The sequence below is a fragment of the Serratia sp. 22264 genome (assembly GCF_052045345.1).
Taxonomy (GTDB): Bacteria; Pseudomonadota; Gammaproteobacteria; order Enterobacterales; family Enterobacteriaceae; genus Serratia; species Serratia plymuthica.
In genome coordinates this window covers 202,378-218,462 of the sequence record NZ_JBQEOY010000004.1, presented here as the reverse complement: position 1 = coordinate 218,462, position 16,085 = coordinate 202,378, and the positions used below count along the sequence as shown (strand labels likewise).

Below are 16,085 nucleotides of genomic sequence, written 5' to 3'. Positions count from 1 at the left end.
ATCAGCCTTTGACGCCCGCCATTGGGCGGCGTGCCAAAAATTATGTTCTGTATTATATGAGTAGTTATCTCTACGACTTTTGCGCCAGCGCAAAAACGCCGTATATCCCTGTGACTTTATGGCGGACAATTTATTGATTTAGAACAAAAAACAAACATAAAGATCACGAGTAGTTTACACTCGCCGCCCCTGCCGCTCAATAAATCCGGATAATAAATAGGGAAATTCAGCCCGTATTGGTCGGCTGTAACAAGGTCAGCAACCCGGCGGCCTTGTTTTCGACCTCCTGCCACTCTTCGGCGGCATCGGAACCGGCCACGATACCGGCGCCGGCATACAGCCTTAATTCTTTCTCCTCTAACTGCGCACAACGTAGCGCAACGCAAAACTCACTGAGGGAAGAAGAAAGATAGCCGGCCGATCCGGCGTACCAACCGCGGGAAAAAGGTTCATGTTGCAAGATAAACTCGCGCGCTGCCTGACGCGGCAACCCGGCTACCGCCGCCGTCGGTTGCAGCCGCTGCAAGCAATCGGCGTCGTCGCTGCGATTGAGCAGCCCTTCGATACGGCGCCGCAAATGCTGCACCTTGCGTAAACGCACCACTTCCGGCGGCAGCACGTCCAGCGAACCGGCGCCCCCCTGCAGACGCTGGCAGATATCGTCCACCACCAGCAGGTTCTCGTGCCGGTTTTTAGCGTCGTTCTGCAACCACTGCGCCAGCGCCTGCGCGCGCTGTTGATCGGGATGATTGGCCACGGTGCCCGCCAGCGCTTCGGTCAGCAGTTGCAGGCCATTACGCCGGTACAGCCTTTCCGGGCTGGAACCGAGAAATGCGGAATGTGCATCAAATCTCAGCATAAAGTGGTAGCATCGGTGATTCACCCTACGGCTGGCGTCCATCATCGCCGGCGCGGACAGCGGGCCATCCAGCGTCAGCAACGTGCTGCGCGCCAACACCACCTTCTCCATCTGTTGCCGATCGATCGCTTTCAGCGCTTCGTGCAACATGATTTCCCACCCGGCACGTTCCGGTTGATGCTGCACCTTGCCCACATCCGCCTTTAATGGCGTGATTGGCCGTGCAGCCACTACCTTTTCCAACCAACGACCGGCTGCGTCCGCATCGTCACGCAGCGAACTTTCAGAAAACAGATTAAGCGTTAGCTGGGTTTCACCTTCGCGGCTCAGAATTTCCAGACGTGGCAAGAATAAATGCGCAGCGCCGTCAAAGGCGTTCAGCCCCCATATGCGCGCGCCCCGATACGCCCCGATAAATGCCTGCGCCTCTTGCGCTTGCGTAAACAGACGCAACTCGCCACAGGCTGCCGCTTCTTCATGGCCGTCGCGATGGCGCCAGTAAAACTGCGGGAATGCCGGCTGCGCTGCCAGCCACTCCAGTAAGGTGGCGGCCAGCGATGCGGGCACGGGAAGAGAAAACTGGCGGAAACCGCCCCCAACGGGAAAAGGGGATTCAAGCTGCCGGCGCAATCGCCTCAGCAATCCCGAAAGTTGTTCCACGGCCACCTCAATAACCAAACTTAATGTAGGGAATTATACGGTAAATCAAGGCTGAACGGCGGAAAAATAGCGGCGTTAAGTCAAGGTTCACGCTCAAAAATTGTTTATAAAATCTAAACAATTAGTTCAAAAAACGGCCGACCGGGCATTCTGCGACTATACTGAGAAAGCATGTTCCTGCCTGCTGCGAACCCACGCCAGATCTGCCCGGCGTAAAAAACAGGATGTTCACGATCTCCCGGCGGTTTCACCGGCTGTCCCTTGGGCCAGATGTAAGGAGCTTTTGTGTGAAAGAAATACTAATCAATTGGTTAAAAAAACAACGAAAAACAGCAAAAATAAAACCGTTGCCGCTGCGGCGTAATAAAAACGCCCCCGAGACCCACGGAGGCACCATCAAGGCAGAACTGTTTTCTGTCGATCAAATGGAACGCTATGGTCAGCGCCTGGCGCGCTCACACAAGCTGGCGACGCGCAAGACCCCCTATTTTTTGCTGAAACGGTTGGACGAAAACGAACGCATACTGGCGGAAAGCTGCCACCAACTGAGCAACGGCAAGAAATCCAGCATGACCCCCGCCGGCGAATGGCTGCTCGATAACTACTATCTGATCGAAGAACAAATTCGCGTCGTACGTCACCATTTGCCGAAAACCTTTGGCCGCGGTCTGCCGCAGTTGGCGGCACCCTATAACTGCCCGCGAATCTATGACGTGGCCGCCGAAGCCATCGCGCACGGTGATGGCCGCTGGGACGCCGAAAGCCTCACGCGCTATATCGCCGCCTATCAAAAAGAAGTCAATCTGACGATGGGCGAGCTCTGGGCGTTGCCCGGCATGCTGCGTCTGGCACTGATCGAGAATCTGCGGCGCGTTAGCGTTGAAGTGGCGCAAGCGCAAAGCGAGCGCAATCTGGCCGACAGCTGGGTGACCAAAATGCTGGAATCGGCGGAAAACGATCCGGCTAACCTGATCGTGGTCATTGCCGACATGGCGCGCTCCAACCCCCCGCGTACCAGCGCCTTTGTCGCCGAGCTCGTCCGTCGTTTACAGGGCCACGGCACCATGCTGGCGTTGCCGCTCACCTGGGTTGAGCAGCGTTTGGCAGAGGTCAGCCTGAGTTCGGCTGAATTGATCCACCGCTTTAACCAGCAATTGGCCGTCAGCCAACTGTCGGTCAGCAACAGCATTTCCGGCCTGCGCCAGCTCAGCGAAATGGACTGGGCCGAGTTTGTCGAAACCATGAGCCAGGTCGATCAAACCCTGCGCGATGATCCGGCGGGGGTTTACCCGTTGATGCACTTCGACACCCGCGATCACTACCGTCACGTGATCGAAATGCTGGCGCGCCACTGCTCGCGCAATGAAGTGCAGGTCGCCCAGCACGTACTGAATATGGCGCGGGTGGCGGCCGAAGATCCGTCCAGCGATCCACGCCGCAACCACGTTGGCTATTACCTGATTGACGATGGTCGACCGGAGCTGGAACAACAGCTTGAGGTTCGGCTCGGGCGCATTACCCGCTTGCGCCATGCATTAAATCAGGCGCCGTTGCTTTCCTGGCTAGGTAGCCTGAGCCTAATCACCACCGCCATCTGTGCGGAGTTGCTGCGCCACGCCTACAGCACCGGCATCAGTTGGGGGCTGGCGCTGCTGTTCTTCCCGATGGCGGCGGTGGTCAGCCAGTTCGTGCTCAACCTGCTTAGTGAGGTCACCACCCGCAGCCGCACACCGCAACCTCTGCCGAGGCTCGATTTCTCCTGCGGTATTCCCGCCGAGTTCCGCACCCTGGTGGTGATACCGACGCTGATCGGCAGCAAAAGCGGCGTCGATAAGCTGATCAACGCGCTTGAGGTCTATTATCTGGGCAACGCAATGAAACATCTGCACTTTGCCCTGCTCACCGACTTCAACGATGCGCCGCAAAAGCAGCACGCGGACGATGCCAGTCTGCTGGCCTATGCCTGTCAGCAAATGGAAGCGCTCAACGGCCGCTATCCCTGTGAAGGCCCCAGCCACTTTTTCCTGTTTCACCGCGACCGCGAGTGGAATGAAAAACAGGGTATATGGATGGGGCTGGAACGCAAACGCGGCAAGTTGAATGCGCTGAACGACTGGCTGCGCAACCGAGGCAACGCTTTTTGCACCCAGGTTGGCGCCGGGTTGGAAGTGCTGAAAAACGTGAAATACGTCATCACTCTCGACAGCGACACCGTATTGCCGCGCGAAAGCGCCCACCAATTGATTGCCGCCATGGCGCATCCGCTTAATCAACCGCAGTACGACGCGCGCCAACAGCGGGTGGTGGAAGGCTACGCCATCCTGCAGCCGCGCATGGCGGAAGAAATACCGAGTTACGGTCAGGGCCGCTACGCGGCGCTGTGCAGCAGCACGCCGGGCAACGATCCCTACACGTTAATGGCTTCGGACATCTACCAGGATCTGTTTGGCGAAGGATCCTTTATCGGCAAGGGCATCTACGATGTCGACGTGTTCTCGCACAGCCTCAAAGGCACCTGCCCGCCGAATCTGGTGCTGAGCCACGATCTGCTGGAAGGCTGCTACGCCCGCTCCGGCCTGCTGAGCGACGTGTTGTTGTACGAACAGTATCCCAGCAATTATCTGGTGGACGTGGCGCGCCGTACGCGCTGGATCCGCGGCGACTGGCAACTGCTCAACTGGTTGCTGCCACGAGTAAAAACCGAAGACGGCACCCGCACCGCCAACCCATTGAGCACCCTGTCGCGCTGGAAGCTGTTCGATAACCTGCGCCGCAGCCTGACGTCGCCCAGCCTGCTGTTGCTGCTGTTTTGCGGTTTTGTCTGGCTGCCGAACACCCGTTACTGGCTGACGGTTTTCACCATCATTCTGCTGTTGCCTACCCTGCTGGCGCTGTTGCAGGATGTTGTCCGCAAACCACCCCGCAGGCCCTTCCTGCAGCATCTGCGACTGGCGATGAACGGTTCGCTGCATCGGCTGGCTCAAGTCGGCCTGCGGCTGGCGACGCTGCCGCATGAAGCGCTGTACAGCCTGAAAGCGATCGCCATTACCCTGTGGCGCCTGCTGATCAGCAAACGCAACCTGCAAGAGTGGACCAGCTACGCTCAATCCGGCGCCCGCCAGCAGGTTACCCTGGCAAACTTTTACCGGGCGATGTGGATCAATCCGCTGGCCGGTGTGGCGTTGCTGCTGTTTAGCTATCTGCATAATCCGATGGCGCTGTTTATCACGTTGCCCTTCGCCACCCTGTGGTGCCTGGCACCGTTCCTGCTGTGCTATCTCAGCCATGAACCGCAGCGCAGTAAAACCGCGCTCGACGACGAACAGCGCCGCTTCCTGCGCCACACCAGCCGCCAAACCTGGGACTTCTTCAATACCTTCGTCAATCAGCAGGAAAACTGGCTGCCGCCGGATAACTATCAGGAAATACCGGAACCGGTGGTGGCGCACCGCACTTCGCCGACCAATATCGGGCTGTCGCTGCTGGCCAACCTCACCGCCTATGATTTCGGTTATCTGACGCTCAGCGAGGCGCTGCGGCGTACCGAGCTGACACTCAACACGCTGGACCGCATGGAGCACTATCGCGGTCACCTGTACAACTGGTACGACACCCGTACCCTGGAACCGCTGAACCCGCGCTATATTTCCAGCGTAGACAGCGGCAACCTGGCCGGTCACCTGCTGACGCTCAGCGCCGGCCTGCCCGCGCTGGCTCACCAGCCGGTCATCAGCCCGCAATTAGTGCTGGCCGGGCTTGGCGACAGCCTGCAACTGCTGGAACAGCATTGGGGAGAGGCCGCCCACAAAAACCTGCCAAAGTTGCGTAACCATTTTGAACAAGCGTTAAACAGCCATCCCACCGCGCTGCAGGCCGAACTGAACGCCATGCGCAACTACAGCAACGGGTTGCAGGAACCGGCGCTGAATCACGGCGAAGAAACCAAACGCTGGGCCGGCGCCCTGCATCAGCAACTCAACGAACTCTGCGCGGAATGGGCGCTGTGGTTCGGCTGGCTGAGCGACAGCGTAACCGAGATGGAGCCGGCGCCAAGCCTGCACTGGCTGGCCAATCCGCCGGCACAGCTGATGCTGTCGGCAGAGCAGCAAAGCCTGCTTGACGCCGCCGGCGCATTGGCTCAGGAACGGCTGGCGCAGTTGTATAGCCTCCAGCAGCGGCTGGAAAAAATGGCGCAGATGGACTTCAACTTCCTGTATGACGAATCGACCCATTTCCTGTCCGTCGGCTTTAACTGCGATCAAAACCGCATGGACAGCAGTAAATACGATCTGTTGGCCTCGGAAATTCGCCTGACCAACTATGTCGCCATCGCCACTAACCAAGTGCCTCAACGCAGTTGGTTTGCACTCGGCAGACTGTTTACCGTGATCGAAAATGAGCCGGCGCTGATGTCGTGGAGCGGCTCGATGTTTGAATACCTGATGCCGCAACTGGTAATGCCGGCCTACCCCGACTCCCTGCTGGTGCAAATGTGCCGCGCCGCGGTGGAACGGCAAATCGCCTGGGGCAAGGAGCGCGGCGTGCCCTGGGGCATCTCCGAATCCGGCTATTTTGGCTTCGATGCCGATCAAAACTACCAGTATCACGCCTTTGGCGTACCGGGGCTGGGCCTGCGTCGCGGGCTGGGCGACGATATGGTGGTCGCCCCCTACGCGACGGTGATGGCGCTGATTGTCGATCCGGATGCCGCTTGCAGCAACCTCGTCGCTCTGGAAAAAAATGGTGCCAAAGGCCGCTACGGGTTTTACGAAGCGCTGGATTACACCACAGCGCGCCTCAGCCGCGGCCAGCTGTACGTGATCATCCGCTCCTATATGGCGCACCATCAGGGCATGAGCTTCCTCGCCCTGTCCCATCTGCTGCTGGATGCACCTATGGTGGCGCGCTTCGCGGATTATCCCGCCTTCCAGTCGACGCGCCTGTTGCTGCAAGAACGGGTGCCGGATGCGGTTGAGCTGTACAGCACCCGCCGCCATTTCGAAACCCATGAGGGCACCATTACCCCGGCCAGCTTCATTGCACGTGAGTTCAACCGGGTGGATTCGCCGATCCCGGAAGTGCAGTTGCTGTCCAATGCCAACTATCACCTGATGCTGACCCAAGCCGGCGGCAGTTACAGCCGCTGGCAAAACCTGGCCCTGACCCGTTGGCGCGAGGACGCTACCTGCGACAATTGGGGAGCCTTCTGTTACCTGCGCGATCCGCAAACCGGCGAAGTATGGAGCAACACCTGGCAACCGATCGGGGGTGCAGCCAAGGGATACAGCGCGGTGTTCAACGATGCCGGTGCCGAATATCAGCGCCGTCAGGGTTTACTGTCGGTCAAAACGCAGGTTGTGGTGTCGCCGGAGGACGATATCGAGCTGCGGCGCATCACCCTGGTGAACCGCAGTAAACAGTCGCGCACCATCGAAATCACCAGCTATGCGGAAGTGGTGCTGGCGCCGGCCGGCAACGATTTGGCTCACCCGGCGTTCAGCAATTTGTTCGTTCAGACCGAACTGCTGCCGGATCAAGACGCCATTTTGTGTCACCGCCGCCCGCGCGAGCCAAACGAGAAATGCCCGTGGCTGCTGCATATGATGACGGTACAGGGCCGCTCCAGCCAGACCTCGTTCGAAACCGATCGCGCCAAGTTTATCGGCCGTGGCCGCACCCCGGCCAACCCACAGGCGCTGTATCAGAATACGCCGTTGACCAACAGCGCCGGGCCGGTCATCGATCCTATTATCGCTATCCGCCAGCGCGTGGTGCTGGAGCCTAACGTGCCGCTGACGCTGGATATTTTCTACGGTGTTTGCGAAGACCGCGTCAGCAGCCTGGCCATGCTGGAAAAATACCGCGATCGCCATCTGGCGGACCGCGTGTTCGAACTGGCCTGGTCGCACAGCCAGGTGGTATTGCGCCAGTTGAACGCCAATGAGGAAGATGCCAACCTGTTCAACCGCCTGGCGAGCGCAGTGGTGTTCCCGGCGCAGGAAATGCGGGCTGCCGGCAGCGAAATCATCCAAAATCGCCGCGGCCAGTCGGGGCTGTGGGGGCATTCGATCTCCGGCGATCTGCCGATCGTGCTGTTGACGGTGACCGATGGCGAGAATATCGGGCTGGTGCAGCAGCTTATTCAGGCGCACAACTACTGGCGACTGAAAGGGCTGCAGGTGGATCTGGTGATCCTTAACGAGGACGCCGGCGGCTACCGCCAGGAGTTGCAAAACCAGATAATGGGCCTGATCGCCGCCGGTATGGAATCAACCCAAACCGATAAACCGGGCGGCATTTTCGTGCGCACCAGCGAGCATATGTCACCGGAAGATCACCGTCTGTTGCTCAGCGTGGCGCGTATTTACCTCGACGATCGGCGTGGCGGATTAAATGAACAGCTGAACCAACGGCTGCAACTGCCGCAGATCCAGCAGCAACCGCTGTCGCCGGTCACCGCCTCGTCGAAACTGGCGACGGTGAACAACCTGCCGCGCAACCTGCATTCGCCGCAGTTGCCCGCCATTGACGCGCTGCAGTTCTATAACGGCCTCGGCGGCTTTTCGGAGGATGGTCGTGAATATGTGATCGCCATGAACGAGAGCAAGATCACCCCTGCGCCCTGGTCAAACGTCATGGCCAACCCAATGTTCGGCTCGGTTGTCTCGGAAAGCGGCCAGGCCTACACCTGGTACGAAAACGCCCACGAATACCGCCTTACGCCTTGGGAAAACGATCCCATTTGCGACCGCAGCGGCGAAGCCTTCTATCTGCGTGACGAAGAGAGCGGCCACTTCTGGTCGCCCACACCGCTGCCCACCCGGGGTCGCGGCCACTATCTGACACGCCACGGCTTCGGTTACAGCGTGTTCGATCATCGCGAAAGCGGTATCGACAGCCAGCTCACCGTATTGGTCGCCAAAGAGGCGCCGGTGAAACTGTTCCTGCTGACGTTGACCAACACCTCCGGACGCACGCGCAAGCTATCGGCTACCGGTTATGTGGAATTTATCCTCGGCGATCTGCGGCAGAAAACGGCCATGCACATCGTCACGCAGGCGGCAACGCCCGAAAGCGGCTGCGGCATCCTCGCCACCAATCACTACGGTGGCAACGGATCCGAACGCACCGCCTTCTTCGGCGTCTCCGGCGCGCATTGTTCAGTCAGCGGCGATCGGCGCGAATTTATTGGCCGCAACGGCTCTCTGGCCAGCCCAGCGGTGCTGAAACTGCGGCGCTTATCCGACAAAGTAGGCGCCGGCATGGATCCCTGCGGTGCCGTGCAATCGGCGATCAGCCTGATCGATGGCGATCAGCGCAGCTTCGTGTTCGCCCTCGGTCTGGGGCAAAATGCCGATGAGGCCGAAGCGCTGCTGCAAAAATACCTGCAAGAAGAGGCACTGCAAAATGAGTTGCAGCAGGTAGCGGCGCATTGGGACGGCATGCTCAACAAAGTGCAGATAAGCACGCCGCAGCCGGCGGTCGATCTGCTGGCCAACGGCTGGCTGCTGTACCAGACCCTCTCCTGCCGCATTCAGGCGCGCAGCGGCTACTACCAATCCGGCGGCGCCTTTGGCTTCCGCGATCAACTGCAGGATACGCTGGCGCTGACCCACGCCGCCCCTGAACGCCTGCGCCAACAGATCCTGCTGTGCGCATCGCGCCAGTTTGTCGAAGGCGACGTGCAGCATTGGTGGCATCCGCCGCAGGGCAACGGCGTTCGCACGCTCTGTTCGGATGACTATCTGTGGTTGCCGCTGGCGATTTGTCACTACCTGGACGCCACCGACGATCGCAGCATTCTGGAGGAACCGGTGAATTACCTGGAGGCACGCAAGTTGGCGCCGGGCGAGGAATCGTCCTACGAACAGCCGGCGCTGAGCGCGACGCAGGAAACCCTGTATCAGCACGGCGTGCGCGCGTTGAAACACGGGCTGAAGTTCGGCGAGCATGGCCTGCCGTTGATGGGGGCCGGGGACTGGAACGACGGCATGAATATGGTCGGCCTGGAGGGGCGCGGCGAAAGCGTGTGGCTGGGTTTCTTCCTGTTCCATATTCTGCAACGTTATGGCGAACTGGCAACCACCCGCAACGACAAGGAGCTGGCGACGCTGTGCCGCCAACAGGCCGCCACCTTGCGCGACAATCTGCGTGACCACGCCTGGGACGGTGAATGGTATCGTCGGGGCTACTTTGACAGCGGGGAACCGCTGGGCTCCCATGAGTCGGCGGAATGTCGTATCGATGCCATCGCCCAAAGCTGGTCGGTGCTGTCCGGCGCCGGGGATAAACCGCGCAGCCTGCAGGCAATGCAGTCGCTGGATAAACACCTGGTCGATAACCAGGCCGGCCTGATCAAACTGCTGACGCCGCCGTTCGACGGCAACGGTCCAAACCCGGGTTATATTCGCGGCTATCTGCCCGGCGTACGCGAGAACGGCGGCCAATATACCCACGGTGCGGTCTGGGCGGTGATGGCCTTTGCCGAAATGGGCAATATCGAACGCGCCTGGGAATTGATGGCGCTGATTAACCCCATCAACCATAGCCTGGACAGCACCGCCGCCGAACGTTACAAGGTCGAGCCTTACGTGGTCACCGCCGATATCTACGCGGTGGCACCGCATATCGGCCGCGGCGGCTGGAGTTGGTATACCGGTTCCGCCGGCTGGATGTACCGGTTAATCGTCGAATCCCTGCTGGGAGTGAAACGCCACGGCGATCGGCTGACCGTCAATACCCGTCTGCCTGCAGACTGGCCGCAGGTAACGCTGAACTACCGCGAAGGCGGCAGCGAATATCGGTTGACGATCCGTCAGGGTCAGGGCGAGGCGCTGGTCACTGTGGACGGTGAAAAACAGCCTGAGGCAGCGATAACGCTGGTTGACGATGGGAAGGTCCATCAGGTGGAGGTCACTCTGGGGCAGTAAATATTGGGGGCGCGGCGATTGCCGCGCCCAACTTCAACAGGCCGTTATTTGCGCGCCAGCAACAAACCAAGCACCAAACCGACCGTGGCGCCAATACCGACGCTGTGCCAGGGTTTTTCGCGCACGTAGCCGTCAGTGCGGCATACGGCATCCTTGGCCCGCGCATAGTAGGATTCGGTGGTGTCAGTCAGCCGCGACTTTACTTCGCTCAGCGCCTGTTCCGCGTGGGCCTTGATATCGATATAGGCCTGATCGGCGCGATCGCCGGAGTACTTCAACACTTCTTCCAGCGTGTCACTCAGCATTCTCAGATCGTCATCCAGCGTGGTTTGATCCGCATCCGTATTTCTCGCCATGTTAAATTCTCCGTGGTTAAAAAATTAAACGGTTCTTAACTATAGACAAGGATCGTTGGTCCACGCCATCAGACTATCGGCTAAAATCAGAACACTAATTGCACCTTGGCAGCCAGGCTCTTGTCACCGGCAAACTCCAGCGCCTGCGCCAGTTGCCGGTTATCGAACTCGGCGGAAAGCAGCGGTAGCGGATCGACTGTCCCTTCGGCCAGCCAGGCCACCGCCAACGAGAACTCCTCAACAAAACGAAACGATCCCAGCAGGTTCAGCTCTTTGGCAATCAGCAGCATCAGCGGGAAATCCGGGAAACTGCCGCCCATCCCCACCTGCACCACCGTCCCTTTGGCGCGGGTGATTTCCAGACAACGCTGTAAAGACGACGGATGGCCGGAAACCTCAAAAGCGATATCAAAATACCCTTTGTCCTGCAGATAACCGCTGAAATCGTCGTCGGCGGCGTGCAAACGGACGTCGGCCCCCATTTCCCCGGCAATATTCAGGCAACGCGGGCTGAGATCGGCGCAGACAATTTCACCTGCACCCAGCGCCTTCAGCGCCGCTACCAGTAAGCAGCCTATCGGACCGACGCCGGACACGAACACCTTTTTCCCTTTGACTTCACCGGGCTGCTTCGCGGCGTGGATCGCCACCGCCAAGGGTTCGGCAAACACCATCACCTTTTCATCGCGATCGGCGTCGAACGCAATGCACTGCGCGCTATCGACCACCTTGTATTGGGTGAAAGCGCCGTCAACATGCGGGAAATACATCGCGCTGCCGAAAAAACGCATTTGGGTACATTGGTTTTGCTGATTCGCCAGACAATACTTGCACTGCCCGCATGGCTTACTGGGGTTCAGCGCCACTTTCTGGCCCGGTGTCAGCAGCGCCGAATCGCTGGCCACCACTTCGCCGATCACCTCATGGCCAAGCACCATCGGCTGACGCACCTGAAAACTGCCGACCTTACCTTCCTGGTAATAATGCAGATCTGAACCGCATATTCCGCCACGAGTGATTTTCACCAGCGTGCCGTTTCCCTGATATTCCACCTCCTGCTCCACCACCGCCACGTCATATTTGCCGTTGACCACACAGGACCGGGTTTGAATTTTCATCATGATTTTCCGTTGAACAGACCGTTATACCGCAGCGGACATGCCGCCATCGACAAACAACAGGTGGCCATTAACAAAGTCCGAAGCTTTGGACGACAAAAACACCGCCGCACCAATCAACTCCTGCGGATCGCCCCAGCGTGCGGCCGGGGTACGTTTGGTCAGCCAGGCGGTAAACTCCGGATTGTCCGCCAACGCCTGGGTCATTTCGGTTTTGAAATAGCCCGGCGCGATGCCGTTGACCTGAATGTTGTAACGCGCCAGCTCCACGCACATGCCGCGCGTCAGCATTTTCACCGCACCTTTGGAGGCGGCATAGGGCGTAATGGTGTCGCGCCCCAGCTCACTTTGCATCGAGCCGATGTTGATAATTTTGCCGCTTTGGCGCTGCACCATATGGCGCGCCACGGTTTGCGACACCATAAATACCGCTTTCTGATTGACGGCGATAATGTCGTCCCAGTCTTTTTCCGGGAATTCGGTAAAGGGATGGCGCCGCTGGATACCGGCGTTGTTAATCAGCACATCAATCCCGCCCATTTCCGCCTCAATCTGCTCAATGGCGGCATGAATGGCCTGCGAGTCGGTCACGTCAAAAGGGGCGGCATCGGCACTGAAGCCTTCACGCCGCAGCGCATCCACCGCGCGCTGCGCGTTTTCCCGACTGGTGGCGTTGACCAGAATGTGCGCGCCGTACTGCGCCAGCCCGCGCGCCAGCAGAAAACCAATGCCCCGTGACGCGCCGGTAATCAGTATTTTTTTATTATCCAGCGAAAATAAGTTGTTCATGAGGTTCCCCGATCCCTGTCATTCAGTTAGAACAGGCGCCTATCTCACCGGATTGCCGCCGGCAAAAACGTGAGCTGCATCACTTAAAATCATGTTACTAAAAGCTGTTACCTTTAACGTGACGCCGCGCAGTCGCACAGGCCAGACAATTGACATATTCCATTGATAAATAGGATTTTTATACTTTATAACGTCGATTGTTATCACCAAATCGATTTGCTAACATGGGTTATCCGCGATTTCTCCGCCCCCACCCTGCTAAGGCTCCAGAATGAAGAACCAACGCGTTACGCTGCAAGATATCGCGCTGCTCGCCGGTGTGACCAAAATGACCGTCAGCCGCTATCTGCGTACGCCGGAAAAGGTGGCGGCCGACACCGCCGCGCGCATCGCCGACGTGATGAAAGAGGTGAACTTCACCGACACGGATGAAGCGCGTTCCAACCAAAAACCGCGCATCGGCGTGCTAGTCCCCTCCTTCAACAACCAGATCTTTGCCGATCTGCTGGCCGGCATCGAATCCGTCACTCTGGAGCAGGGTTATCAAACGCTGGTGGTGAACTATGACTACAGCCGCGAGCGCGAGGAAGAACACATCGTCCAGTTGCTGGCCTACCCGATCGCCGGGCTGATCCTTACCGATTCGCAACACACTTTGCGGGCGGAAAAGTACCTGACGGCGGCAAAAATCCCGGTGGCGCAAGTGATGGATCTTGAAGGGCCGGCAGGGCGAATTGCCGTGGGGTTCGATAACTATCAGGCGGGTTATGACATGACCGAAGCGCTGCTTGCCAGCGGTAAACGCCAGGTGGTCTATTTCGGTGCCATGTCCGATGCACGCGACTTGAAACGCTTTCAGGGCTATTGCCAGGCGATGGAAAATCAGGGGTTGCCCCCATGCCAGATCACACCGCATAAGGTTTCATCGGTCTCGGTCGGTTCCGATATGCTGGCGATGGCGCGTCGGCTTTATCCTGACCTGGACGGCATACTCTGCACTAACGACGATCTGGCGGTGGGCGTGTTGCAGGAGTGCCTGCGGCTTGGGTTGAAGATCCCGCAGGACATCGCTCTGTCAGGCTTTCACGGTCTGGATATCGGCAAAGCCACCACACCGGGCATCGCCAGCGTGATTACTCCCCGCTTTGATATCGGCAAGGTAGCCACCGAGATCCTGCTAAAACGCATAAAAGGGGTGCCGTGCATTGAGCGCGTTGACCTGCACTACCGCATTTCACTCGGCGGCACTATTTGAATGCGCGGTAGCCACGTCAGGCATTTTCGCCTTCTCGCTGCGCGCCGCCAGCCACAGCCCGCTGTTTTTCATCGCGTAACCAAACACCAGCCCCACCAGTAAAGAGGCCGTCACCAGCGGCCAGTCGCCCCCGCCGGCAAAGGTCGCGCAAGCGCCGATAAAGGTGCCGGGCACGAACCCCAACCACTGCTGTTTGGCCTGAATGCACATCAGGAAGGCCACTATACCGGTCAGCAAGTAGCCGAGCATGCTCCAACCCGGCGCCAGGTCGCTGCCGTGAATAATCGCCATCGCCCAAAACACCCCACTACAGCTGGTCAGCGTGCTGATCAACAACCCTTTCAGCCCGCCCTGCGGACAGGCGAAATAGGCGGTGCAACCGAGGAAGCCGGCCCAGCCGATCAACCCCAGGCTGACGGCAACCCATCCCCAGACGCCGGACAGAATTCCGGTAGTGACAGCAATGGCGAAAATAACGTTCATAAATCGACCCGGCAGAAAAGAAAGCGCGCAGTGTACTCGAAAATCGGCAAATTTATGTGATAAAAATCACAAAAAATATGCAATGAGAGAAATGGAAATTACAGACTTGTGGAATTTGTCACAAAAAAAACCAGCGTGGCAAGCACGCTGGAAATGACACACAACAACACCAGGGAAATCGTTCGCCACATTGCGTGGCTAAAGTATTCTTTCTTAGACCCTATGAACATCAAGTTGCAGCCAACCACGCGGTGGCTTTACAAGCGGCGGGTATCAGCGCGGGAAGCCCGCGCGGGTCACCATGAAGCTCAGAATCAAGCACACCAGGGTACTGACCACAAATAACAGGTTGACCGCCAGGTGCAGGCTGGCATGGTCGATCACTACCCCCAACAGGATGGGTACCCAGTTGGCGATATAAGCAATAACGTAAAACAGCGAAATCAGTCTTGCGTGGCTGGCCTTCGGTGAAATCAGATTCACCAGCGTGGCGCTGCCGACAAAAATGGCGCCGTAGGCATAACCGGCAATCACCATCCCGGCGGCTGCCAGGCCCAGCGAGTGGATCTGAATCGCCTCGGCGAACACCACCACCGACAACGCCTGCGCCAGGCAACCAAACATCAGCGAGTGCCGCGCATTAATGCGGCGACTGAGGATCTGGCTAATGCCGGCAATCACCAAGTACACGGCAATCACGTAACCGTAAACGCCACGGCTCTGCATGCCCAACAGCTTTTCAGATACGCTCGGGCCAATCGCCAGAATACTGGCGGCGACCGCCCAGCAGATGAACAACGCGCCGGCGCACAAGAAGAACTTGCCGCCCGTGGCACGCAGGCCGTCCGCCAACGAACTCTTTTCCGGCACGGCGTTTGCCGCCGGCTCCCCGCTGACCGGCACAACCACAGCGTCACCCGGCCATTTCAGCATCACGCCCAACGCGGCTACTGCCGCCACCGCCATGATGATAATGAAGGGCAATGAAGTAGTATGGAATCCGGTTTGCAGCGCCACACCGCTGAAAATCGGCCCCAACGCCAGGCCGAGAGTAAATGACAGCGTAGCGATCAGCGCCGCATTCTTACCGCCATCTTTCGGCCCAAAACGCACCAGCGCAATATTGGCCGCCCCGGTCAGCGCACCGGTCCCAATCCCGGCCAGCAACCGTGCCATAAACATCATCAAAAACGAATCGGCCATCGAAAACAACAGCGCGCCGGCTAACACCACCAGCAGCGCCGGCACAATCATGCTGCGCAGATCTTTCACCTTGCCGGCCATATTGCCCACGCCAAACAGCGAAATCAGCACCCCTGCCGCATAAGCGCCATAAATAATTGTCAGGCTGACCGAACTTAAACCCAATTCATGTTGATAAAGCGGATAAAGCGGCGTCGGTGCACTGCTATTAAGCAATGCAGACATCAATGCCAGCGCTAAAAAAAGCAGAATGGCAAAATGCGACGTGCCCGAATTCGTTTTAGCTGCTTGATTAACAGCGACACCTTCAGACATTTTTCTCTCCCGAAACAAGCTGGATAAACATTCTGTCCTGAAAACCAAACTCAATCAGGAAACGCGTTCATCATACCGTTTGGGTATAAGAGCAAAAATAGCCAAGAATGCATCACA

The 16,085-nt window shown here is 58.3% G+C and carries 8 protein-coding genes; 2 read left to right on the top strand and 6 right to left on the bottom strand.

Annotated features, from left to right (window positions below; all coding sequences use genetic code 11):
• Window positions 1-226 precede the first annotated feature (226 nt).
• Window positions 227-1,519, bottom strand: a complete 1,293-nt coding sequence (gene menF, locus ACTJJ1_RS16790; protein WP_440834553.1) for an isochorismate synthase MenF — start codon at window positions 1,517-1,519, stop codon at window positions 227-229.
• Between the two features lie 287 nt (window positions 1,520-1,806).
• Here menF and ACTJJ1_RS16785 point away from each other — a divergent pair, with 287 nt between their 5' ends.
• Complete coding sequence (locus ACTJJ1_RS16785) at window positions 1,807-10,449, top strand: GH36-type glycosyl hydrolase domain-containing protein (protein ID WP_440834552.1); 8,643 nt, start codon at window positions 1,807-1,809, stop codon at window positions 10,447-10,449.
• Window positions 10,450-10,493: 44 nt separating this feature from the next.
• Here ACTJJ1_RS16785 and elaB read toward each other — a convergent pair whose 3' ends face one another.
• The 3 genes from elaB to idnO form a co-directional block, all read right to left on the bottom strand.
• A complete protein-coding gene (gene elaB / locus ACTJJ1_RS16780; protein ID WP_004947209.1) occupies window positions 10,494-10,805 on the bottom strand; it encodes a stress response protein ElaB in 312 nt (103 codons plus the stop codon).
• An 86-nt stretch (window positions 10,806-10,891) separates the two neighbouring features.
• Complete coding sequence (gene idnD, locus ACTJJ1_RS16775) at window positions 10,892-11,923, bottom strand: L-idonate 5-dehydrogenase (protein WP_006326793.1); 1,032 nt, start codon at window positions 11,921-11,923, stop codon at window positions 10,892-10,894.
• Between the two features lie 24 nt (window positions 11,924-11,947).
• Window positions 11,948-12,712, bottom strand: a complete 765-nt coding sequence (gene idnO, locus ACTJJ1_RS16770) for a gluconate 5-dehydrogenase (RefSeq protein WP_006326794.1) — start codon at window positions 12,710-12,712, stop codon at window positions 11,948-11,950.
• Between the two features lie 271 nt (window positions 12,713-12,983).
• On the opposite strand from idnO, the gene ACTJJ1_RS16765 reads away from it, so the two are divergent.
• Window positions 12,984-13,967 carry a LacI family DNA-binding transcriptional regulator gene (locus tag ACTJJ1_RS16765; protein WP_440834549.1) on the top strand — a complete coding sequence of 328 codons (984 nt, stop codon included), beginning with the start codon at window positions 12,984-12,986 and terminating at the stop codon, window positions 13,965-13,967.
• Here the strand turns inward: ACTJJ1_RS16765 and ACTJJ1_RS16760 are convergent.
• A complete protein-coding gene (locus ACTJJ1_RS16760) occupies window positions 13,947-14,450 on the bottom strand; it encodes a DUF1097 domain-containing protein (RefSeq protein WP_006326800.1) in 504 nt (167 codons plus the stop codon). The genes ACTJJ1_RS16765 and ACTJJ1_RS16760 overlap by 21 nt on opposite strands.
• A gap of 273 nt (window positions 14,451-14,723) precedes the next feature.
• Window positions 14,724-15,968, bottom strand: a complete 1,245-nt coding sequence (locus tag ACTJJ1_RS16755) for an MFS transporter (protein WP_004947224.1) — start codon at window positions 15,966-15,968, stop codon at window positions 14,724-14,726.
• Between the last annotated feature and the right edge of the window lie 117 nt (window positions 15,969-16,085).

Excerpts from the sequence above, each read along its gene's own strand:
- elaB (WP_004947209.1), bottom strand. The coding sequence starts at position 10,805 with ATGGCGAGAAATACGGATGCGGATCAAACCACGCTGGATGACGATCTG.
- idnD (WP_006326793.1), bottom strand. The coding sequence starts at position 11,923 with ATGAAAATTCAAACCCGGTCCTGTGTGGTCAACGGCAAATATGACGTG.
- idnO (WP_006326794.1), bottom strand. The coding sequence starts at position 12,712 with ATGAACAACTTATTTTCGCTGGATAATAAAAAAATACTGATTACCGGC.
- ACTJJ1_RS16765 (WP_440834549.1), top strand. The coding sequence starts at position 12,984 with ATGAAGAACCAACGCGTTACGCTGCAAGATATCGCGCTGCTCGCCGGT.
- ACTJJ1_RS16760 (WP_006326800.1), bottom strand. The coding sequence starts at position 14,450 with ATGAACGTTATTTTCGCCATTGCTGTCACTACCGGAATTCTGTCCGGC.
- ACTJJ1_RS16755 (WP_004947224.1), bottom strand. The coding sequence starts at position 15,968 with ATGTCTGAAGGTGTCGCTGTTAATCAAGCAGCTAAAACGAATTCGGGC.